18 protein-coding genes are annotated in these 20,426 nt (G+C 72.0%); 11 read left to right on the forward strand and 7 right to left on the reverse strand.

Features of this window, described 5'->3' with window-relative positions:
* The first annotated feature begins 31 nt into the window (after window positions 1–31).
* On the forward strand, window positions 32–1,867 hold the full coding sequence (locus Q673_RS30185; protein WP_023006471.1) for a gamma-glutamyltransferase family protein: 1,836 nt from the start codon (window positions 32–34) through the stop codon (window positions 1,865–1,867).
* Between the two features lie 41 nt (window positions 1,868–1,908).
* Here the strand turns inward: Q673_RS30185 and Q673_RS30190 are convergent, their stop codons facing one another.
* The gene (locus Q673_RS30190) at window positions 1,909–3,792 is read right to left on the reverse strand and encodes a glycerophosphodiester phosphodiesterase family protein (protein ID WP_023006472.1); all 1,884 of its coding nucleotides are present in this window, start codon (window positions 3,790–3,792) and stop codon (window positions 1,909–1,911) included.
* A 111-nt stretch (window positions 3,793–3,903) separates the two neighbouring features.
* Window positions 3,904–4,392 (reverse strand): ribonuclease E activity regulator RraA, encoded by a 489-nt coding sequence (gene rraA, locus Q673_RS30195; protein WP_023006473.1) that lies wholly within the window; start codon window positions 4,390–4,392, stop codon window positions 3,904–3,906.
* Window positions 4,393–4,581: 189 nt separating this feature from the next.
* Between rraA and Q673_RS30200 the strand changes: the two genes are divergently transcribed.
* Together Q673_RS30200 and Q673_RS30205 are read left to right on the forward strand one after the other, a co-directional pair.
* Entirely contained in the window at window positions 4,582–5,553 is a 972-nt protein-coding gene (locus Q673_RS30200) for a YbgA family protein (RefSeq protein WP_023006474.1), read from the forward strand.
* Window positions 5,554–5,575: 22 nt separating this feature from the next.
* On the forward strand, window positions 5,576–6,787 hold the full coding sequence (locus Q673_RS30205; RefSeq protein WP_023006475.1) for a methyltransferase: 1,212 nt from the start codon (window positions 5,576–5,578) through the stop codon (window positions 6,785–6,787).
* Between the two features lie 7 nt (window positions 6,788–6,794).
* Here the strand turns inward: Q673_RS30205 and Q673_RS30210 are convergent, their stop codons facing one another.
* Together Q673_RS30210 and Q673_RS30215 are read right to left on the reverse strand one after the other, a co-directional pair.
* The gene (locus Q673_RS30210) at window positions 6,795–7,187 is read right to left on the reverse strand and encodes a glutaredoxin family protein (protein WP_023006476.1); all 393 of its coding nucleotides are present in this window, start codon (window positions 7,185–7,187) and stop codon (window positions 6,795–6,797) included.
* Window positions 7,188–7,260: 73 nt separating this feature from the next.
* A complete protein-coding gene (locus Q673_RS30215; RefSeq protein WP_023006477.1) occupies window positions 7,261–8,439 on the reverse strand; it encodes a ChaN family lipoprotein in 1,179 nt (392 codons plus the stop codon).
* A gap of 154 nt (window positions 8,440–8,593) precedes the next feature.
* Here Q673_RS30215 and Q673_RS30220 point away from each other — a divergent pair, with 154 nt between their 5' ends.
* Genes Q673_RS30220 through Q673_RS30235 form a run of 4 tightly spaced genes read left to right on the forward strand, consistent with a single transcriptional unit; the run spans window position 8,594 to window position 12,505 of the window.
* Window positions 8,594–9,583 carry a metal ABC transporter solute-binding protein, Zn/Mn family gene (locus Q673_RS30220; RefSeq protein ID WP_023006478.1) on the forward strand — a complete coding sequence of 330 codons (990 nt, stop codon included), beginning with the start codon at window positions 8,594–8,596 and terminating at the stop codon, window positions 9,581–9,583.
* A 2-nt stretch (window positions 9,584–9,585) separates the two neighbouring features.
* Window positions 9,586–10,380, forward strand: coding sequence for a metal ABC transporter ATP-binding protein (locus Q673_RS30225; RefSeq protein WP_200861411.1), 795 nt, complete (start codon window positions 9,586–9,588; stop codon window positions 10,378–10,380).
* Complete coding sequence (locus Q673_RS30230; protein ID WP_023006480.1) at window positions 10,377–11,585, forward strand: metal ABC transporter permease; 1,209 nt, start codon at window positions 10,377–10,379, stop codon at window positions 11,583–11,585. Before Q673_RS30225 ends, Q673_RS30230 begins: the two co-directional genes overlap by 4 nt.
* Window positions 11,582–12,505 (forward strand): metal ABC transporter permease, encoded by a 924-nt coding sequence (locus Q673_RS30235; protein WP_023006481.1) that lies wholly within the window; start codon window positions 11,582–11,584, stop codon window positions 12,503–12,505. Before Q673_RS30230 ends, Q673_RS30235 begins: the two co-directional genes overlap by 4 nt.
* A gap of 14 nt (window positions 12,506–12,519) precedes the next feature.
* On the opposite strand, the gene Q673_RS0118520 is transcribed toward Q673_RS30235, so the two are convergent.
* Window positions 12,520–13,026 (reverse strand): RidA family protein, encoded by a 507-nt coding sequence (locus tag Q673_RS0118520; RefSeq protein WP_023006482.1) that lies wholly within the window; start codon window positions 13,024–13,026, stop codon window positions 12,520–12,522.
* A gap of 185 nt (window positions 13,027–13,211) precedes the next feature.
* Between Q673_RS0118520 and Q673_RS30240 the strand changes: the two genes are divergently transcribed.
* Entirely contained in the window at window positions 13,212–14,879 is a 1,668-nt protein-coding gene (locus Q673_RS30240; RefSeq protein ID WP_023006483.1) for a mechanosensitive ion channel family protein, read from the forward strand.
* 11 nt (window positions 14,880–14,890) lie between these two features.
* Here the strand turns inward: Q673_RS30240 and Q673_RS30245 are convergent, their stop codons facing one another.
* Window positions 14,891–15,796 carry a cation diffusion facilitator family transporter gene (locus Q673_RS30245; RefSeq protein WP_023006484.1) on the reverse strand — a complete coding sequence of 302 codons (906 nt, stop codon included), beginning with the start codon at window positions 15,794–15,796 and terminating at the stop codon, window positions 14,891–14,893.
* 202 nt (window positions 15,797–15,998) lie between these two features.
* Here Q673_RS30245 and Q673_RS30250 point away from each other — a divergent pair, with 202 nt between their 5' ends.
* From Q673_RS30250 to Q673_RS30260, 3 genes are read left to right on the forward strand one after another with little or no spacing between them, the layout of a single operon-like run.
* Complete coding sequence (locus Q673_RS30250; RefSeq protein ID WP_023006485.1) at window positions 15,999–17,549, forward strand: glutamate synthase-related protein; 1,551 nt, start codon at window positions 15,999–16,001, stop codon at window positions 17,547–17,549.
* Window positions 17,546–18,079: a GNAT family N-acetyltransferase gene (locus tag Q673_RS30255; protein WP_023006486.1), complete on the forward strand. Its 534-nt coding sequence runs from the start codon at window positions 17,546–17,548 to the stop codon at window positions 18,077–18,079. Before Q673_RS30250 ends, Q673_RS30255 begins: the two co-directional genes overlap by 4 nt.
* A gap of 25 nt (window positions 18,080–18,104) precedes the next feature.
* Window positions 18,105–18,578 (forward strand): GFA family protein, encoded by a 474-nt coding sequence (locus Q673_RS30260; protein ID WP_023006487.1) that lies wholly within the window; start codon window positions 18,105–18,107, stop codon window positions 18,576–18,578.
* 107 nt (window positions 18,579–18,685) lie between these two features.
* Here Q673_RS30260 and Q673_RS30265 read toward each other — a convergent pair whose 3' ends face one another.
* Window positions 18,686–20,209 carry a BCCT family transporter gene (locus Q673_RS30265; protein ID WP_023006488.1) on the reverse strand — a complete coding sequence of 508 codons (1,524 nt, stop codon included), beginning with the start codon at window positions 20,207–20,209 and terminating at the stop codon, window positions 18,686–18,688.
* Window positions 20,210–20,426: the final 217 nt, after the last annotated feature.

Consider the following 20,426-nt stretch of genomic DNA (forward strand, 5'->3'; position numbering starts at 1 on the left):
TGGCCTACCCACCACGACAAGGAACCTTTCCATGATGTTGCCTGCCACGCGTCCCCGTCGCCGCCTGCTGGCGCCACTCGCCGCCACCCTGCTGCTCGGCCTGCCCCTGGCCGCCCCGGCGGACACCGCCTTCACCTACGACATTCCTGCCATCGCCCCCGAGGTGTCGTCGGAGAGCGAGGAGAAACCCGGCTGGGCCACCGAGCGCTTCGCCGTGGCCGCCGCCAACCCCCTGGCCACCGATGCCGGCTACCAGGTGCTCAAGGCCGGCGGCAGCGCCATCGACGCCGCCATCGCCGTGCAGATGGTGCTCAACCTGGTGGAGCCGCAGTCCAGCGGCATCGGCGGTGGCGCCTTCCTGGTCCACTTCGACGGCGAGGAGGTGGTCACCTTCGACGGCCGCGAGGCCGCCCCGGCCGCCGTCGATGGTAGCCTATTCCTCGACGAGCAGGGTGAGCCCCTGGAGTTCCTCGACGCCGCCGCCAGCGGCCTCTCGGTGGGGGTGCCCGGCACCCTGCGCATGCTGGAGATGGCGCATAACCAGCACGGCGTGCTGCCCTGGGCCGAGCTCTTCGCGCCGGCGATCCGGCTGGCCGAGGAGGGCTTCACGGTCAGCCCGCGCCTGGCCGACAGCCTCGCCGGCGAGGAGCGCCTGCGCGACGATCCCCAGGCCGGCCCCTTCTACTATCCCGACGGCGAGCCCCTCGCCGCTGGCACCACCCTGCGCAACCCGGCGCTGGCCGAGATCCTGCGCCGGGTGGCCGAGGAGGGCAGCTCGGCGCTGCACACCGGCGCCATCGCCCACGACCTGGTGCTGCGGGTCCAGGGCCACGCCGAGCGCCCCGGCACGCTCTCCCGGGAGGACCTGGCCGGCTACGAGGCCAAGCAGCGCGCGCCGCTCTGCACCCCCTGGCAGGCCTATGTGGTGTGCGGCTTCCCGCCGCCCTCCTCGGGGCACCTCACCGTGATGCAGATCCTCGGCATCCTCGAGGCGCTGCCGGCGGTGGAGACGCCGCTGGTCGACGGGGTTCCTAGCGAGGCCTGGTTGCACCCCTTCCTCGAGGCCGCGCGGCTGGCCTTCGCCGACCGCGGCCGCTACATCGGCGACCCGGCCTTCGTCGATGCCCCCGGCGGCGACTGGTCGAGCATGCTCGACCCCGACTACCTCGTCGGGCGGGCCGCGCTGGTCGGCGAGCAGAGCCTGGGCAGCGGCGGCGCCGAGCCCGGTAACCCCGGCGAGCTTGCCACCGCCTGGGGGCAGCACCCCCGGCAGCCGGAGTACGGCACCAGCCATATCAGCATCGTCGACGAGCAGGGCAATGCCCTGGCCATGACCACCACCATCGAGCAGGCCTTCGGCTCGCGGATCATGGCCGACGGCGGCACCGGCCTGCCCGGCGGCTACCTGCTCAACAACGAGCTCACCGACTTCTCCTTCACCCCCGAGGACGACGAGGGGCGGCCCATCGCCAATCGCGTCGAGCCCGGCAAGCGGCCGCGCTCCAGCATGAGCCCGACCCTGGTCTTCGCCCGTGACGGCGAGGAACGCGGCGACCTGGTGGCGAGCCTGGGCTCTCCCGGCGGCGCGGCGATCATCCACTACACGGCCAAGTCGCTGGTGGCGATGCTCGACTGGGGGCTGGATGCCCAGGAGGCGCTGGACCTGCCCCACGCCATCACCCTGGGCGGGCCGGTCTACTTGGAGCAGGGGCGCTTCCCGGCCGCCACCCTCGAGGGCCTGGCCGCGCGCGGCCACGAGGTCAGCGAGCGCGAGCTGGTCAGCGGCCTGCAGGCCATCCAGGTGGTGGGCGAGGGCTTCTTCGGCGGTGCCGACCCGCGTCGCGAAGGGGTGGTGATGGGGGAGTGAGCCCCGCGGGTGGCGCCGGGTCGTGCGGTGCCACCCGATGCCTACTGCCGTAGCCAGTTGCGCAGCTTGACCAGCAGCAGGGCGCCGTCGCCGAGCTCGCGACGCTCGGCGATCAGCTCGGCCAGGCGTTCCGGGTGGTCGGTGATGATGGCGTCCACCCCCAGGTCGATAAGCTGCGACATCCGCGCCCGGTCGTTGATGGTCCAGGCGTGGAGCTCGTAGCCGTAGCGGCTCGCCAGGGCGATCTCTCGTTCGTCGATGCGATTGTGGCGCAGCCCCAGGGCATCGAGCCCGCGGCGGTCGAGGGTGCCTGGCAGCACCAGCTGGGCCAGCAGGGTGAGGCGCAGCTCGGGGTGGTGCTCGCGGATGCGGCGTGAGAGGGGCGGTGAGACGGTGGCCACCCGGGTCTCGGCGATCACATCCGGGTCGCCGCAGGCGCGCACCTCGCGGTCCACCACCGCCCCGGCGAGGCAGGCGAGGCGCTCGGCCCGTTCCGCCTCGAGCGCCGCGACCACCGCCTCCACCAGCGCCATCTCCCGGCCGGGGTCGGTCTTGAGGTCGATCATCAGGGTGCTGCGCCCGCGCACCGCGGCCAGCGCCTCGCCGAGCCCGGGGATGCGCTCGCCCACATAGGCGTCGCCGAACCAGCTGCCCACGTCGAAGGCCTCCAGCTCGGCCCGGGTCAGCTCTCCCAGCCGGCGCGGGTCGCCGGTCAGGCGCTGCAGGGTGCGGTCGTGGTAGAGCACCACCCGGTCGTCGGCGGTGAGGCGCACGTCGAGCTCCACGACGTCGGCGCCCTGGTCCAGGGCGCGATGGATCGCCGGCAGGGTGTTCTCCGGGGCCTCCAGCGAGCTGCCGCGATGGGCGATCACGCTCACCTGGTCGCGCAGTTCGAAGCTGTTGACGATCAGCCACGCCTGCCACAGTGCGAACAGCACCACGCCGAGCTCCAGCCCCCAGGCCAGGCCCCCCGGGTGGGCGCCGGGAGGTGGCGGCGCCGGGCGCGGCTCGCGATGGGCCAGGCGCAGGGTGAGGCAGGCGGAGAGCAGGGCGTTGGCGGCGATGCCCACGAAGGTGATGGCCAGGGTCACCAGCACATAGGCGGTGAGGTAGGCCAGGGTGGCCGGCACCAGCACGGCGTTGCGCTCCGGCAGCCACCACAGCAGCGGCGTGAAGAGGCGGTCGAAGAGCAGGGTGGCCAGCACCGGCAGCAGCACGATCACCCCCAGCAGGGCCAGGGCGGCCACGGCGATGGGGCGGCGGTTGCCGCGGGTAAGGTCGCGGCTTCGCGAAAGCGCCCGGCGGGGCGAGAGCGTCTCCAGGGCCACCAGCGGCAGCGCCAGGATCCAGCGCACGTAGAGGCCGGCGGCGATCCAGGCCCAGGCCAGCACCAGCGGCAGGGCCAGGGCCAGGAACTGCCAGAGTTCCGGCGGGCGCACGCGCTGCACATAGTAGGGGTCGAGGTGGCCGAGCAGCGCCCCATGGAGCCACACCAGCCCCAGCGCCAGGGGCGCTAGGAGCAGCAGGTGGGTGCCGACCTGGATCACCACCAGCCCCGCCAGGGAGGGCAGGCGGTGCAGGGTCCACCACAGCGCCTCGAAGGCCAGGCGCAGGTGGTTGTCCCGCGGCCGCGCCGCCACCAGGATCATGCCGGCCTGCTGCAGGTAGAGCACCAGGAAGGTAAGCCCGATGGCGGCCAGCAGCCACAGCACCCCGCCCGGCGTCAGCAGCAGGTCGAGGAGCTCGGCGTTGCTGATCACGGTGCGCCCGAAGCGCCCGACCAGGGCGGCCAGGCTCCAGGCCGCCGCCGGCATCAGCAGGCTCGAGGCCAGCAGGGTGAAGAAGAGGTGGTAGGCGACCAGCGGGCGCAGGTGCTCGCGCAGGGTGCGCAGGACGTCCCGGCTCAGTCGCGAGAGGGCCAGCATGGCGGGCTCGAGGTGGCTTGCATGGGCCAAGGGTGACAGCTGCCGCCCTGTGTCGGCAAGAGGGCCGGCAAGCGCGACGGCAAGCGCGACGGCAAGGGGCGGTGGGGCGGCTCAGCCCTCCAGCGGCAGGCGCGCCTCGGCCACCAGGATGCCGTTGTTGTCGGCGTAGAGCCACTCGCCGGGGGAGAGCGTCACCCCGGCGAAGGTGACCGGGATATCGCGCTGCCCCTCGCCGCGCTTCTCGCTCTTGCGCGGGTGGGCGCCCAGCGCCTGGATGCCGAGGTCGGTCTCGGCCAGCTCGTCGACGTCGCGCACGCAGCCATACATCACCACGCCGCTCCAGCCGTTGCCGGCGGCCTGGGCGGCGAGCATGTCGCCGAGCATGGCGCAGCGGGTCGAGCCGCCGCCATCGACCACCAGCACGGCGCCGTCGCCGGGCTCGGCCACCGCCTGCTTGACCAGGGAGTTGTCCTCGAAGCACTTCACGGTGCGGATCGGCCCGCAGAAGGCCTCGCGGCCGCCGAGGTTGACGAACAGCGGGTCGAGGACGCGCACCTCGGGGTGGGCGTCGCAGATGTCCGGGGTGATGATCTGGCTCATGGCAGGGCTCCTCGCCGGATGGATGTCGCCCGATGATGCCATAGCCCGGGCCCCCTCGGCAGTTGACCGAAAGGTGCAGGCAGGATGCCTGGGTGAGGGTAGCGAGGGGGAGGGCAACCCGGCACGGCTATGCCACAATGGCGGCGGCATGGACCCCGGCAGCCGAGGAGACGAGGAGGAGAGCAGCAGATGGGGGAGCGGGTGACGGACGAGCGGCGGATTCCGGTAGGCATCAGCAGCTGCCTGACGGGGGAGCAGGTACGCTACAACGGCGGGCACAAGCGCTCCCGCTACTGCCTCGAGGTGCTCGCCGAGCGCTTCGCCCTGGAGCCCTTCTGCCCCGAGCTCGAGGCCGGCCTGGGAGTGCCCCGGGAGCCGATCCGCCTGGTCGGCCTCGAGGGGGAGTCGCCCCGGGTGGTGGGCACCCGGGACGCCAGCCTCGATGTCACCGAGCGCCTGGACGCCGTCAGCCGGGCCTTCATCGAGGGCCACCGCCACCTGCGCGGCTTCATCCTGATGAAGGGCTCGCCCAGCTGCGGCCTGGCGCGGGTCAAGGTCTACCGCCCCGACAACGGCATGCCCAGCCATTCCGATGCCGGCGCCTTCGTGCGGGCGCTGCGCCGCCACTTCCCCGAGCTGCCGCTGGAGGAGGAGGCGCGCATGAACGACGCCGTGCTGCGCGAGAACTTCATCACCCGGGTCTACGCCTACGACGACTGGAAGCGCCACGTCGAGGCCACACCCGGCTACCATGCGCTGCTGCAGTTCCACAGCCGCCAGAAGTACCTGCTGATGGCCCACCATGTGGAGACCTACCGCGAGCTGGGACGCTACCTGGCGGAATCGAGCCGGCGCCCGCTGGCCGAGGCCATGGCGCACTACCTGCAGCGCTTCATGGCAGCGCTGGCGCGGCCCGCTACCCGCAAGACCCACACCAACGCCCTGATGCACGTCTTCGGCTACCTCAAGGAGGCCCTGGACGCCGAGACCCGGCAGGACCTGCTCACCGCCATCGAGGACTATCGCCTGGGGCATGTGCCCCTGGCGGTGCCGATCCGCCTGCTCAACCACTACCTGAAGCGCCACGGCTCCGACTATATCCGCGCCCAGACCTACCTCGACCCGCACCCCTACGAGCTGGGGCTGCGCAACACCATCTGAGGCTTTGCGCCTGGAACCCGACGTGACCGACTCCCCGAGCCTCGCCCGGCGCCTGGCGCGCCTTACCGAGCTGCTGGCGCGCCATCAGTCGCTGTGGCGGCCCGAGCCCTTCCAGCACCTCACGCCGCCCTGGGCCGAGGCCTTCCCCGACCTCCGGGCCGCGCTGCTGGCGCTGGGGGAGGAGCGCCTGGCCCGCCTGCAGGCCGAGCCCTTCATCGACTCGCCTCTGGTCGAGTGGCTGCCGGTGGCGGAGCTCGAGGCGCTCTGTGCGCTGCCTGAGCTGGCGCCGCGTCCCGAACCGCTTCCCGAGGCGTGGAGCCAGCATGTCGGCGGTCGCAAGTGGCGCCAGATCGAGGCCTTCCTGCCGCGGGTGCGCCTGGCCCCGGGGGAGGCGGCGCTGGAGTGGTGCGCCGGCAAGGGGCACCTGGCACGGGCCCTGGCCCGCCGTCATGGCGGGGAGGTGCTCGCCCTGGAGTGGGACCCGGCGCTGTGCGCCGCCGGCGAGGCGCTGGCGCAGGCCCAGGGGCTCGCGGTGCGCCCGATCCGCCAGGACGTGATGGCCCCGGAGGCGGCACGCAGGCTCACCCGCGCTACCCACGCCTGTGCCTTGCACGCCTGTGGCGACCTGCACCGGCGCCTGCTGGAGGCGGCCGCGGCGGCGGGCAGCGCCGTGACCCTGGCACCCTGCTGCTACCAGCGCACCGCCGCGGCGCACTACCGCCCGCTCTCCCGGGCGGCCGGGGCGTTGATGGTCGAACATGGCCTGGCGCTCTCCCGCGACGACCTGGCCCTGGCGGTGCAGGAGACCGTCACCGCGCCGCGCGGCGTGCGCCGCCAGCGCCACCGGGCGGGCGCCTGGCGGCTGGGCTTCGACCGCCTGCAGCGCGAGCTGCGCGGCGTCGACGCCTACCTGCCGGTGCCGAGCCTCGCCTACGGGCGCATGCCGGCGTGCTTCGCGGCATTCTGCCGCTGGGCCGCGGCGCAGAAGGGGCTCTCGCTGCCCGCCGGGCTCGACTGGGCGTTGCTAGAGGCCGAAGGATGGCGCCGCCAGGCCGAGGTGGCGCGGCTGGAGACGCTGCGTCACCTGTTTCGCCGGCCGCTGGAGGTGTGGCTGGCGCTGGATCGCGCCGCCTTCCTCGCCGAGGCGGGCTACGCCGTGGAGCTCGGCACTTTCTGTCTGCGGGAGCTCACCCCGCGCAACCTGCTGATCCGCGGGCGGCCGGCGTGGTCCTGATGGGGGCTCAGGCCTGTTGGAAGCGGCGCTTCAGCCAGGCGTTGATGGCGTCGGACTCGTAGAGCCACTCCACCTCGCCGTCGTCGCGGGCGATGCGCAGGCAGGGCACCTTGACGCGGCCGCCCCCCTCGGCGAGCTCGCGGCGGTGGTCCGGGTCGAGCTGGGCGTCGCGCACCTCGATGGGCAGCCCCAGGCGGGCGATCTCCTTGCGCACCTTGACGCAGAAGGGACAGGTGCGGAACTGGTATAGGGCCAGGTCCTCGCAGGCGCGATCGACCTGGGCCTGAGCTTCCGCGCCGCGCTCCACGGCCCGCGGGGTAGAGAGCTTCTCGGCGATCAGCACCACCGGCGCCAGTACCAGTCGCAGGCCGCGGAAGAAGAGGCGGATCAGGGGTCGCATGGGGTGGGGTCCTCGTGGTGGCTCGCAGGGGGCGCCATGATGCCACGCCCCCCGGCGAGCGGCCACCCGGGGCTCAGGGCGCCTCGGCGGGGAAGCGGGCGAGCAGCTCCCGGGCCTCGCCGTCGCGCCTCACCTCCAGGGGCAGCAGGGTGCCCGGGGCCTGGCGCCGGATGATCGCCACCAGCTCCCCGGCGGCCGCCACCGGTCGCCCGGCGGCGGCGACGATGAGGTCGTCCTCGACGAGCCCGCTCGCCTCGGCGACGCTCTCCGGCTCCACCCGGGCCACCCGGACCCCCGCCTCGTCGGGGAACAGCAGCACCCCCAGCCGCGGCGGCGCCGCGGGCTCGTGGCGCGCCTCGTCGCCCAGGCCGAACAGGGCATCGGCGATGCCGTCAGGCGCCGGGCAGCCACGCTCCCGGTCCCAGGCCAGGGCGCTTGAGGTCGCCTCGATGCCCAGCGCGGCGAGCTGGTGGGGCACCCCGTAGCCATGGCGCACGTGGCCCTCGCCCATCAGCCCCACCACCAGCGGCGCCTGCTCGGCGGCCCGGGCGAGGCCCTCGGCCATGGCGCGATCCCAGACCAGCTGGGCGGCGATGAAGCGCTCGAGCCCCTCGGCGTTTTCGGCGGTGTCCGGGGCGTCGGCCGTCGGGTCGGCGGCCTCGGGGTGCTCGGCGTAGACCTCGGCCAGGGCGGTACGATAGGCAGGGGAGGCTGGTGCCGGTTCGCTCAGGCCGTGGCGCGCCGCCTCCGGTACCGCCGTCCAGCCCTCGTCGGCGAGCCGGCGGCGCAGCTCGGGGGTGACATTGAGCGCCACCAGCGGAACCCGGTGCATGCGCGCGAAGTGCAGGATCGGCAGGTAGAGTGCCGGATCGTAGCCCCACGCCTGGTGCCAGCCGCTCGCCTCGAGGAAGCCCGCTTCGTCTAGCTCGCCGGCGACCCAGGCATCCAGTGCTGGCTGCGCCTCCCGCGGCAGCATCTCCAGGCCGATGGCGAGCCCCGGCTCGAGGGCGTGCAGTGCCGCCAGGGTGTGCAGCTGCCAGCGATGGTGGGCCAGCCGCTCATGCTGCTCGCCCAGCAGCACCACGCGGTGTGCGGCGAGCTCCGACAGCAGGCTGTCCGCGGCCAGCGTCTCGCCGTGGCGCTGCCACTCCCCGGGGGCGGGGCAGGCGTCGGCCATGACGGGAGCGGCGGGGAGGGCGAGGGCCAGCCCCAGGGTCAGGCCCAGGGCGGGGAGGGGGGCGATCTTCGGCATGTAGCGGCGCTCCGTTGGCATTCCGGGCCTACCATAGCCGACCCGGCGCGGCGCTGGGTATGGGCGTCTCGATGAGGGTGATAGGCAGGCCGCGATTATCAGCGTGGATGCTTCGCGTTACTCTATGGGTTCACGCCTGCTCCCGGAGTCTCGAGTGCCCCGTTTCCGTTTCCTCCGCCGCCCCGCCGCCACGCTGCTGCTCCTTGCCCTGACCGCCTCACCGGTCGCGGCCGAGTCGCCATCCTCCCCCGTGCTGGAGGTGGTCGCCACCACCAGCATGGTCGCCGATGCGGTGCGCGAGGTGGGCGGCGAGCGGGTCGCGGTGCGGGGTCTGATGGGGCCCGGCGTCGATCCCCACCTCTACCGCCAGACCCGCAGTGACGTGATGGCCATGAGCCGCGCCGATGCGGTGTTCTGGAACGGCCTCAACCTCGAGGTGCAGCTGACCGAGCTGCTCGCCCGCCTGGAGGCGCGCCGCCCGGTGATCGCCGTGGGCGAGGCGGTGCCCGTGGAGGCGCGCCTGGCCGACGAGGAGTACCCCGACCAGCCCGATCCCCACGTATGGATGGACCCGGGCCGCTGGCGCCACGCGGTGATCGCCGTGCGCGATGCGCTGATCGAGCTCGACCCCGAGGGCGCCGATGCCTACGAGGTCAGCGCCCAGGCCTATCTGGAGGAGCTCGAGGCGCTGGACGCCTACGCCCGCGAGGCCCTGGCGAGCATTCCCGAGCAGACCCGGGTGCTGGTCACCGCCCACGACGCCTTCGGCTACTTCGGCGAGGCCTACGACATCGAGGTGCTGGGCATCCAGGGCTTCTCCACCGAGAGCGAGGCGGGCCTGGCGCGCATCGAGTCGCTGGTCGACCTGCTGGTGGAGCGCGAGATCGGCGCGCTGTTTGTGGAGACCTCGGTGTCGGATCGCAACGTCAGGGCGCTGATCGAGGGCGCCGCCGCCGTGGGCCACGAGGTGCGCATCGGCGGCGAGCTCTACTCCGACGCCATGGGTCCCGAGGGGAGCTACGAGGGGACCTGGCTGGGGATGCTGGACCACAACGTCACCGTGATCGCCCGGGCCCTGGGCGGCGAGGCGCCCGAGGCGGGGCGCCTGGGCCGCCTGGAGGACGCCGGCAACGAGGAGCCATGAGCATGCCCGATTCGCGTCTCGACAAGGCGGTGATCGCCAGCCCCCTGGCCATCCAGGGGCTCACCGTCAGCTACGACCACCGCCCGGTGGTGCATTCGGTGGACTTCGTCACCCCGCCGGGGAGCATGAGCGCCATCATCGGCCCCAACGGCGCTGGCAAGTCGACCCTGCTCAAGGCGGCGCTGGGCATCACCCCGCGCCTCACCGGCGAGGTGCGCGTCTTCGGCCGGCCGCTGGAGCAGGAGACCCGCCACCTGGCCTACGTGCCCCAGCGCTCCAGCGTCGACTGGGACTTCCCGGCGCGGGTCATCGACGTGGTGGGCATGGGGCTCTACCGCGACCTGCGCTGGTGGCAGTTCGGCGCCCGCCGGCTGCGCGCCCGGGCCATGGAGAGCCTGGCCCGGGTCGGCATGGAGCCCTTCGCCGAGCGCCAGATCGGCCAGCTCTCCGGCGGCCAGCAGCAGCGGGTCTTCCTGGCCCGGGCGCTGGTCCAGGAGGCCGACCTCACCATCCTCGACGAGCCCTTCGCCGGGGTCGATGCCGCCACCGAGGCGGCGATCATCGAGGTGCTCAAGGCGCTGCGCGACGAGGGGCGCACCCTGCTCTGCGTGCACCATGACCTGGCCACGGTGCGCCACTACTTCGACCATGTGCTGCTGATGAACGTGCGCCGCATCGCCGCCGGCCCGGTGGACGACGTCTTCACCGAGGAGAACCTGCAGGCCACCTACGGCGGGCGGCTGAGCCCCGTGCAGCTGGCGCGGCTGACCGAGGCGCACCGGGAGGCGGTGCGATGATCGAGACCTGGGGCCGGGCGCTCGTCTTCAGCCTGGGCTACAACACCAGCCTGGTAACCGTGGGGGCCATGCTACTCGCCGCCGCCGCCGGCATGGTGGGCAGCTTCGTGCTGCTGCGCAAGCGTGCCCTGGTCAGCGATGCCATCAGCCACGCCACCCTGCCGGGGCTGGCCCTGGCCTTCTTGGTGGTGGGGCTGGCCCAAGGCGATGGCCGGGTGCTGCCGGCGCTGCTGGCCGGCGCCGCCGGCAGCGCCGCCCTGGGGCTGTGGCTGGTGCAGCGCATCGGCGAGCGCACCCGCCTGGGCGAGGACGCCGCCATCGGCGCGGTGCTCTCCACCTTCTTCGCCTTCGGGGTAGTGCTGATCACGGTGATCCAGACCCTCTCGGTGCGTGGCCAATCGGGGCTCACCGGCTACCTCGTTGGCGCCACCGCCGGCATGCTCTACGCCGAGGCGCTGCTGATCGCCGCCTGTGGCCTCGCCCTGCTGGTGGCGGTGCTGGTGTGGCGGCGCGACCTGCTGCTGCTCTGCTTCGACCCCGCCTTCGCCCGCAGTCAGGGGCTCGACACCGGCCGGCTCGACCTGCTGCTGCTGCTGCTGCTGATGGCGGTGGTGGTGATCGGGCTCAAGGTGACCGGGCTGATCTTGGTGGTGGCGCTGACCATCATCCCGCCGGTGGCGGCGCGCTTCTGGACCGACCAGCCGATGCGCATGGTGGTCCTGGCCGCACTGCTCGGGGCGCTGGCCGGCTACCTGGGCGTCACCCTCTCCAGCGCCCGGGAGGGGCTGCCCACCGGGCCGCTGATCGTGCTGGCCGCCTTCGCGCTGTTCCTGGTCTCCTTCCTGTTCTCGCCGCGCCGCGGGGTGCTCGCCTCGCTGCTCGCCTATCGCCGCCTGCGCCAGCGCGTGCACCTGCGCCAGGGGCTGCTGGCGCTGGGGCGCGACGAGCCGATCTTCGACGGCCTGACCCTCAGGCTGCTGCGCCGCCGTGGTCATGTGCGCCGCGACGGGGTCGCTACCCCGGCCGGGCTGGCGGCGGCCCGGGACGCCGAGCATGAGGAGCGCCTCTGGGCGCTCTACCGGCGGCGCTACCCCGACGACGCCCTGCACCGCGAGCACGCCGGCCTCACCCCCATCGGCCAGGTGCTCTCCGCGGATGCCATCCATGCCCTGGAGAGGGAGCTGCCGCCGGAGGAGGCGCGATGAGCGAGTTCATGATGTTCAGCCTGGTGCCGCTGACGGTGGCGATCCTGATCTCCATGACCTGCGCGCTGCTGGGCAACTTCCTGGTGCTGCGCCGCCAGAGCCTGATCGGCGATGCCATCAGTCACGTGGCGCTGCCCGGCATCGTGGTCAGCTTCCTGATCACTGGCACCCTGGCGTCGCTGGCGATGATGCTGGGCGCTGGGGTGGCCGCCCTGGTCACCGTGGTGCTGATCGAGCTGATCCGCCGCCTGGGGCGGGTGGAGGGCAGCGCCGCCATGGGCGTAGTATTCACCAGCCTCTTCGCCCTGGGGGTGCTGCTGCTGGAGTGGCACGGCGCCGGCGGGGTGCACCTGGACGTGGAGCACGCCCTCTACGGCAACCTGGAGAGCCTGATCTGGTTCGAGGGCACCGCCCCGGCCGCGCTGCTCGACCCGGTGGCGCTGGCCGACCTGCCGCCGCAGCTGGGGCGGGCCGCCTGGGTGGCGCTGGTGGTGCTGGCCTTCGTGGTGGTGCTGCGTCGCCCGCTGGTGCTGGCGAGCTTCGACCCCGACTTCGCCGCCAGCGTGCGTGCCCGGCCGGCGCTGGTCGACCTGCTGCTGGTGACCCTGGTGGCGGTGGCGGCCATCGCCGCCTTCGAGGCGGTGGGCTCGATCATCGTCATCGCCATGTTCGTCTGCCCGGCCGCCGCCGCGCGGCTGATGACCAACCGCCTGGGCGTGCAGATCGCCTGGAGCCAGGCCTTCGCGGTGGCCTCGGCGGTGGTCGGCTACCTGCTGGCCGGGGAGGCCCCGCGCTGGCTGGGCCTCGAGGCCTCGCTCAGCGCCGCCGGCATGATCGCTACCGTCGCCGGGCTGATCCTGCTTGCCGCCTGCCTGTTCGGCCCCTGCCGGGCACGCACCGGCACGGCGCGGCGCGCCTGACCACCAGCCCTGCCTTACTCGCTCGCCCCGTCGTTCGCGTCCCCCGTGGCCCCCTCCTCGACTGGCCCCTCCGCCTGCCGTTCGGCGGGGCGGCGGGCCATCACGGTGATCTCCACGTGGGCGCCGCCGTAGAGGCGCGGCGACTGCGTGCAGGTGCGCGCCGGATAGCGGCAGGCGTCGAAGAACTCGGCGTAGGCGGCGTCCATCTCGCGGATCAGGTCGAGGTCGGTGATATGCACGTCGACCCGCACCACGTCAGTCATCTCGCAGCCGATGGAGCCCAGCATGCGCTGCACGCGGCGCATCACCAGGCGGGTCTCCTCGCCCATGTCGCCGATCACCGTCTCCCCGCCCTGGATGTCCTCGGCGGTCAGCCCCGAGAGGAAGACGAAGTCATCGTCGATCACCATATGGCTGCCGGGGAAGAGCGGGGCGGGCAGGGTGGGGTCGTTCTGGAACTGTGGCATGCGGGCATCCTCGGGGCGGTGGGTGGCGTCCCGGGAAGCGTCGTCCAGCGTCATGGGGATGTCCAGGCGCCCCCGGGTCCGTTACCAACTATCATCGATGCAAGCGTGGCCGCGCAGAGGGACATCGACACGGAGAGACAAGGGGGCAGGGTGGACGCGGGCGAGGCCATGGGGTGTACTGCCAGGGGACCCGGTCCGGGATGACTGGGTGGCGGATGTCCTGACGGGGAGTCACCGAAATGACACGCGCGCTCTCGTGGTGCCTGCTGTTCCTTCTGCTCACGGCCGGCGTGGCGCTGGCGCAGTCTTCCGAGGGAGAGGAGGGCGCCTGGTTCCCCCTGGATGCGCTCAACACCGGGCTCGGCGAGCCCCCCGAGCAGGTGCGGCGCCAGACCCCGCGCGAGGCGCTGCGCAGCTTCCTCAGCCTGGCCCGGGAAGGCGACGTCGCGGCGGCAGCCCACCTGCTCAACCTCTCCGAGCTGTCACCCGAGGAGCAGGCATCGCGGGGCGGGGAGCTGGCGCGCCAGCTTGCCTCGGCGCTGCAGCGGGGCGACTGGCTCGAGCCCTCGGACCTTCCCGGGCGGCGAGACGCCATGGTCGAGGACCCCTCCGGCCAGCACCCCCTGGTGGGACAGCCGCGGCGCAACCTGCGCCTCACCTCGCTGGACGCCGAGGGCGAGACCCACGACATCCGTATCGCCCGCTATCGGGTCGGCGAGCGCGACCCGGTGTGGCTGATCACCCCTGACACCCTGGCCTTCGTCCCTGTGCTCTACGCGACCTACGGCCCCTCCTGGCTGGAGCAGCGCATCCCCGAGCGCTTCCAGCGCAAGCTGGGCATGCTGCAGTTGTGGGAGTGGCTGGCGATTCCGCTGTTCCTGGTACTGGTGGGCCTGCTGGGGTGGGCGGTGCATCGGGTCACCGCGGCTTTGGCCGCCAGGCTGCCGGCGGGTGGCCTGGCGAAGCGCTTCGTGGCCCAGGTCCCCGTGCCGTTGGCCTTCATCGCCATGTCGCTGCTGGCCCAGCTGCTGCTGGGTGGGGTGGTCTCCTTCTCGGGGGTCGCCACCGCCACCTTCCGCGTCCTGCTGATCGTGATCATGGCCTGGGGCATGGGCCTGGCCGCCTTGCGCCTGGTCGACACCTTCCTGCTGCAGATGACCCATCGCCTGGTGGGCGAGATCGACGACACCCGCCACCGCGACGAGCGCCGCCTGCTCACCTCGCTCTATGCGCTGCGCCGCGGCATCATCCTGGTCACCGTCGCCGCGGTGACGATCTACATCCTCGCCCAGATCAACCTGTTCGGTACCCTGGGGCTGTCGCTGCTGGCCTCGGCCAGCGTGCTCACGGTGCTGGTGGGCATCGCCGGCCAGGCGGTGCTGGGCAATATCCTCTCCTCCTTCCAGGTATCGCTGGCCAAGCCGATCCGCATGGGCGACCTGGTCGTCTTCGAGGGGCAGTGGTGCTATGTGGAGGGGATCTTCTACACCTTCATCCGGCTACGCAGCTGGGACGAGCGGCGGCTGGTCGTGCCGATCAAGTACTTCGTCTCGCGGCCCTTCCAGAACCTCTCGGCCAAGGACGCGCGGCTCTATCGCCGGGTGACGCTGACCCTGCACCTGAGCGCCGACGTCGAGTGCCTGCGGCGACGCTTCGTCGAGCTGGCACGGGAGGAGCCCGAGGTGATCGAGCCGGATAAGCTGGAGTGCCACGTGACCGCCCAGCACGAGGCGACCCTCGAGGTCACCTGCTACCTGATGACCCGTGAGCCGATCGGCGGCTGGGCCGCCGAGAACCGCCTGCGCGAGCGGCTGCTGGCCTTCATTCGCGACGAGCATCCGGCGTGGTGGCCGCGCGAGGTGGTCGCCGTCGATCGCCACGACATCACCGGCGGCGGGTCAGCGTGATGGGGCGAGGCTCAGGCCCAGCGCTCGTCGGCGGTAAAAGCCACGGTGAACCAGCGCCGTTCGGGCGGTGGCGTGAGCTGCTCGGCGATCTGGGCGCGTATCTCGTCCATCAGCGCCACCCCCTGGCCGGCGGCGAACTCGGGGGCGGTGACGATATGGATCTCGATGAAGTGGCCGCGGCCCGCCTTGGCCACGTGGCTGTAGTAGCGCAGCAGCCCCTCCCGGGCCATCACCGGGGCCATGGCGGCATGGACCTCCTCGTCCAGCGCGCTGGGGGCGATCAGGAAGATCTCCTTGACCGCGCGGCGCACGATGCCGATGGGCACGGGCATGAAGCCGGCGGTGAGCACCATCAGCAGCAGCGAATCGATATAGGGGGTGAGGTGGGCCCAGGCGGTTCGCTGCAGGACGAGGGCGACCAGGAAGGCGACCAGCAGCGAGGTGGTGATCAGCGCCGCCATCAGCCAGCCCTGCATGTCGATGCGCACGAACTCCGACTGGGCGCGCCGGTTGATGCTCCTCTGGTAGGCGGTCATGGCGAAGCAGACGATGGCCACCACCACCGCGTAGGCGATGGCCAGGTCGAAGGCGAGCTCGCGGCCGCCCTCGCGCAGGTCGAGCACCGCGGTGAGGAAGGCGTAGAAGCACAGCAGCATCAGGATGCTGCCGTTGAGCGCCGCCACCAGCGGCTCCAGGTGCCAGTAGCCGTGCTGGAAGCGCTCGCTGGCCTCGCGCACCGCCAGGCGCGCCACCAGCAGCGCCAGCCCCGACATCGCCGCGTCGATGGTGGAGAAGACGCCGTCGAAGAGGATCGACTGGGAGCCGGCCGCCAGGCCCACGCTCACCCCCAGGCTCGAGACCACCAGGGTCATCACGATGGAGAGCTTCAGGGCGCGCTGCTCGAGGGTGGCTTGCATGGTGGGGTCTCGTGAATCGACAAAGGGCCATGGTAGCGAAGCGCCGCCGGGGCGGGAATCGCCCGGCTCAACGCTGCCCGGCCATGCCTGCGTTGACGGCTCCCCGGCCCGCCCCCTGGCTACGCCGGCGCCCCTCCGCCAGACTGGAGTGACATCCTCGCCGCCGCGTCCCGCGCGGCGGCCACGCCGACAGGAGGGCACCATGAGTCAGCCGATCATCGCCGACAACAAGCCGCAGAAGGTCACCCTGGAGCAGGGCAAGGAGTACGCCTTCTGTCGCTGCGGGCGCTCGAAGGACCAGCCCTTCTGTGACGGCTCCCATCAGGGAACCGGCTTCACGCCGCAGATGTTCACCGCGGAGGAGGACGGCGAGGCGTTCCTGTGCCAGTGCAAGCAGACCGGTGACGCCCCCTACTGCGACGGCACCCACCAGAACTTCGACGCCGATCAGGTGGGCCAGGAGGCCCCGGAGCCGGAGGAGGCGAAGGGTGACGGCATGCCCGAGGCGAAGGCCACCGAGGAGGAGCCCACCGTCGAGTTCATTCACCAGCTGGCCCGCGAGGGGCTCGAGGGCGTGGGACGCCATGGCCCCATCGACGCCATGGGCGTGCCGCGCCACCGCCTGCCAAGCTGGGACGACCTGCAGCTGATGGTGGCCCAGCTCGCCACCCAGCCACTGCTCGACGACGCCGAGGTCGACACCCACCTGGTGGTGGGCCCCGAGGCCAGGAAGCCGCTCACCCTCGAGACGCCTGTGCTGGTCTCCGACATGAGCTTCGGCGCCCTCTCCGAGGAGGCCAAGACGGCGCTGGCGCGCGGCGCCGAGCGGGCCGGCACCGGCATCTGTTCCGGCGAGGGCGGCATGCTGCCCGAGGAGCAGGCCGAGAACTCCCGCTACTTCTATGAATTGGCCAGCGCCCGCTTCGGCTACGAGGAAGCGCTTCTCGAGAAGGTGCAGGCGTTCCACTTCAAGGGCGGCCAGGCGGCCAAGACCGGCACCGGCGGCCACCTGCCCGGTAGCAAGGTGACCGGCAAGATCGCCGAGGTACGTGGCCTTGAGGAGGGGCAGCCCGCCGAGTCGCCGGCCACCTTCGAGGACCTGCACTCGGTGGATGACTTTCGCCGCTTCGCCGACCGTGTGCGCGAGGTCACCGGCGGCATCCCGGTGGGATTCAAGCTCAGCGCCAACCATATCGAGCGCGACATCCAGTTCGCCCTGGACGCCGGCGCCGACTACCTGATCCTCGACGGCCGCGGCGGCGGCACCGGCGCGTCGCCGCTGATGTTCCGCGACCATATCAGCGTGCCCACCATCCCCGCCCTGGCCCGCGCCCGGCGCTACCTCGACCACGAGGGGGTGAGCGGGCGCGTCACTCTCATCGTCACCGGCGGGCTGCGCCTGCCCATCGACTTCGTCAAGGCGCTGGCGCTGGGCGCCGACGGCGTGGCCATCGCCAACAGCGCCATGCAGTCCATCGGCTGCGTGGCGGCGCGCATCTGCCACACCAACAACTGCCCGGCGGGGATCGCCACCCAGCGTGGCGACCTGCGCCAGCGCCTCGACGTCGACAGGTCCGCCGCCCAGCTCGAACGCTTCCTGCGTGCCTCCACCGGGCTGATGCAGGTGATGGCCCGTGCCTGCGGCCACGACCGCCTGGCCGGCCTCAACCCCAACGACCTGGCCACCTGGAAGCGCGAGATGGCGCTGCTCAGCGGGGTTCGCTACGCCGGCGTGATGGAGCCGGGGGCGTGAGGGTCACGGCGGCGGAGGCCGAGCCGCGGGTGCCCGGCGGGGAGGCGGACGCCACCGCGGCGCGCGTCCGGGTCGCCCGCCTGGCAGCGGACTCGCCCCACCTGCTGACCCTGGCGCGCTGGGCGTTCGCCCAGTGGGGTCACCTCGACCCCGACCGGCGCCTCGACCAGGCGCTGGCCGACTTCCGCGACCAGTGCGGCGAGGGCGGGCGGCCCTCGATGTTCGTCGCCATGGCCGGCGACACGCCGGTGGGCATGGCCAGCCTGATCGACGACGACATGCCTGACCGCCCGGCGCTCAACCCCTGGCTCGCCTCGGTCTATGTCCGCCCGGAGTGGCGCGGCCATGGCATCGCCTCGCGCCTGGTGCGCCGCGTGGAGCAGGAGGCAAGCGAGCACGGCATCGCCACCCTGCACCTGTTCACCCCGGACCGCCAGGCGCTCTACCGCCGGCTGGGCTGGCGTGCCGTGGAGGAGCGTGACTATCGCGGCGAACGGGTCACCATCATGCGCCTTGAGCTGGCGCGATAGCGTCATCCCGACATCGGAGGTTCCCATGCGACTCGAAGGCTCCTGTCACTGCGGTGCCGTGCGCTTCACCCTGGAGGCGCCGCACCCCTATCCCTACCAGCGCTGCTACTGCTCCATCTGCCGCAAGACCGCGGGAGGCGGCGGCTACGCCATCAACCTTGGCGGCCGCGCCGCGACCCTCGAGGTCCAGGGAAAGGAGAACACGGGCGTCTACCGCGCCGTCATCGATGGCGAGCAGAGCCCTGGAGAGCGCCATTTCTGCCGTCACTGCGCCAGCGCGCTGTGGGTCTATGACCCGCGCTGGCCGGAACTGGTGCACCCCTTCGCCTCCGCCATCGACAGCGAGCTGCCGATCCCGCCGGAGCGGGTCCACCTGCTGCTGGGCAGCAAGGCCGGCTGGGTCGAGGTCGAGGCGCGGGAGAACGACCGCTGCTTCGACGAGTACCCCGAGGAGAGCCTCGCCGAGTGGCATCGTCGGCTGGGGCTGGAGACACCCTAGGCGTCCAGGCGCCAGGCCGGCGGACAGGCAAGAGAAGGCCAGACAAGAGAAAGGCGGCACCCGATCGGGTGCCGCCTTCGCGCCTGGTGCCGGCCGCCGGGGGCGGGTCAGTCGGCGCGGGTGGCGGCCTTCGCCGCGGGGGCGATGATGCCCTGCTCCCGGGCCATGGCATAGGCGGCCCTGGGGCCCGCCCACAGCGAGGGCAGCAGCACCAGCGAGACGGGGATCGCGGTGATCACGATGAACTGCTGCAGGGCGCCGATCTGCCCGGCGCCCATGTAGAGCAGGATGCCCGCCATCAGCGCCTTGGCGATGCCCCAGAAGGCGCGTACCAGGCGGTTCGGCGCGTCGTGGCCGGTGCACACCACGGCGATGGCGTAGCTCATGGAATCACCGGTGGTGGCCACGAAGATGCTGGTCAGCAGCAGGATCGCCAGGGCCATCAGGGGGCCGCCCGGCAGCGCCTGGGCCACGGTCAATGTCGCCACGTCGAACTGGAAGTTGTTCAGCGCCTCGGCCAGGTCGATCGCCCCGGTCAGCTGGTAGTGGATGCCCGAGCCGCCCAGCAGGGTGAACCAGATCGCGGTGGCCAGCGGGGCCATCACCGCCACGGCGAGGATCATCTCGCGGATGGTGCGCCCGCGGGAGATGCGTGCCACGAAGATCGCCATCAGCGGCGCATAGCCGATGAACCAGGCGAAGAAGAACACCGTCCACCACTGCATCCACCAGGCCGGGGCGGTCTCGGCGGTCATGGTGGCCATGGTGAAGAACGACGACAGGTACTCGCCGAAGCCCTGGCTGAAGGCGTTGACCAGGAACAGGGTAGGGCCGGCCACCAGGATCACCGCGGCGATGGCCAGCGCCAGGAAGACGTTGAAGCGCGACAGGATCTGGATGCCCTTGTGGATGCCGGTCATCGCCGAGGTGACATAGACCCCCGCCAGCAGCACCAAGATGCCGAGCTGGGTGGCATAACCCTCGCTGACGCCGAACAGCTCGTGCAGGCCGAAGCTCATCTGGGTGGCCAGGAAGCCGATGGGACCGACGGTGCCCGCGACCACGGCGATCACGCAGCAGGCATCCACCACGCTGCCCAGCGCCCCCTTCATGACGCGTTCGCCGAGCACCGGGTAGAGCAGGGTGCGCGGCTGCAGCGGCTGGCCCTTCACGTAGTGGGCGTGGGCCAGCACGATGGCGGAGAGCGAGCCCAGCACCGCCCAGGCCAGAAAGCCCCAGTGCATGAACGACTGGGCGAGGGCCCCGGCCACTGCCTCGGCGGTGCCCGCCTCGGTGTCGAAGGCCGGCGGGGTCACCACGAAGTGGTAGACCGGCTCGCCCGCGGCGAAGAAGACGCCGCCCCCGGCCAGCAGGGTACACATGATCATCGACAGCCACTTGAAGGTGCCGATCTGCGGGCTCTCCAGGTTGCCGACCCGGGCGCCGGCCGCCGGCGAGATGGCCACGCCGATGGCGATCAGGAAGGTCAGCAGCAGCAGGAGCTGGAAGTAGGTGCCCAGGGTGGCCGCCGTCCAGGCGAAGCCGGCGCCGATGCTGTCGGCCACCAGGTCGATGTCGAAGAGCGACAGGCCGACGAAGGCGATGATGAAGCCGACCGTGAGCAGCAGCACGATGGGGTCGCCCAGGCGCGACGGCGCCGAGGCCCTGGCGGGTGCAGGGGGTGGGGTAGAAGGTATGGGAATGCTCTAGTTGCGGAGGATGTGTGCGTCGATGGGACGTGACGCCGACCAGAGCGATGGCATGGTAACAACATTCGACTTAGGCCTAAAGGGTGATCTGGCTCGGAGCGGATGACACCATGCCATTCCCAGGGCTATCGCAGTTACC

This window comes from Halomonas sp. PBN3 (assembly GCF_000475415.1).
GTDB lineage: Bacteria > Pseudomonadota > Gammaproteobacteria > Pseudomonadales > Halomonadaceae > Halomonas > Halomonas shengliensis.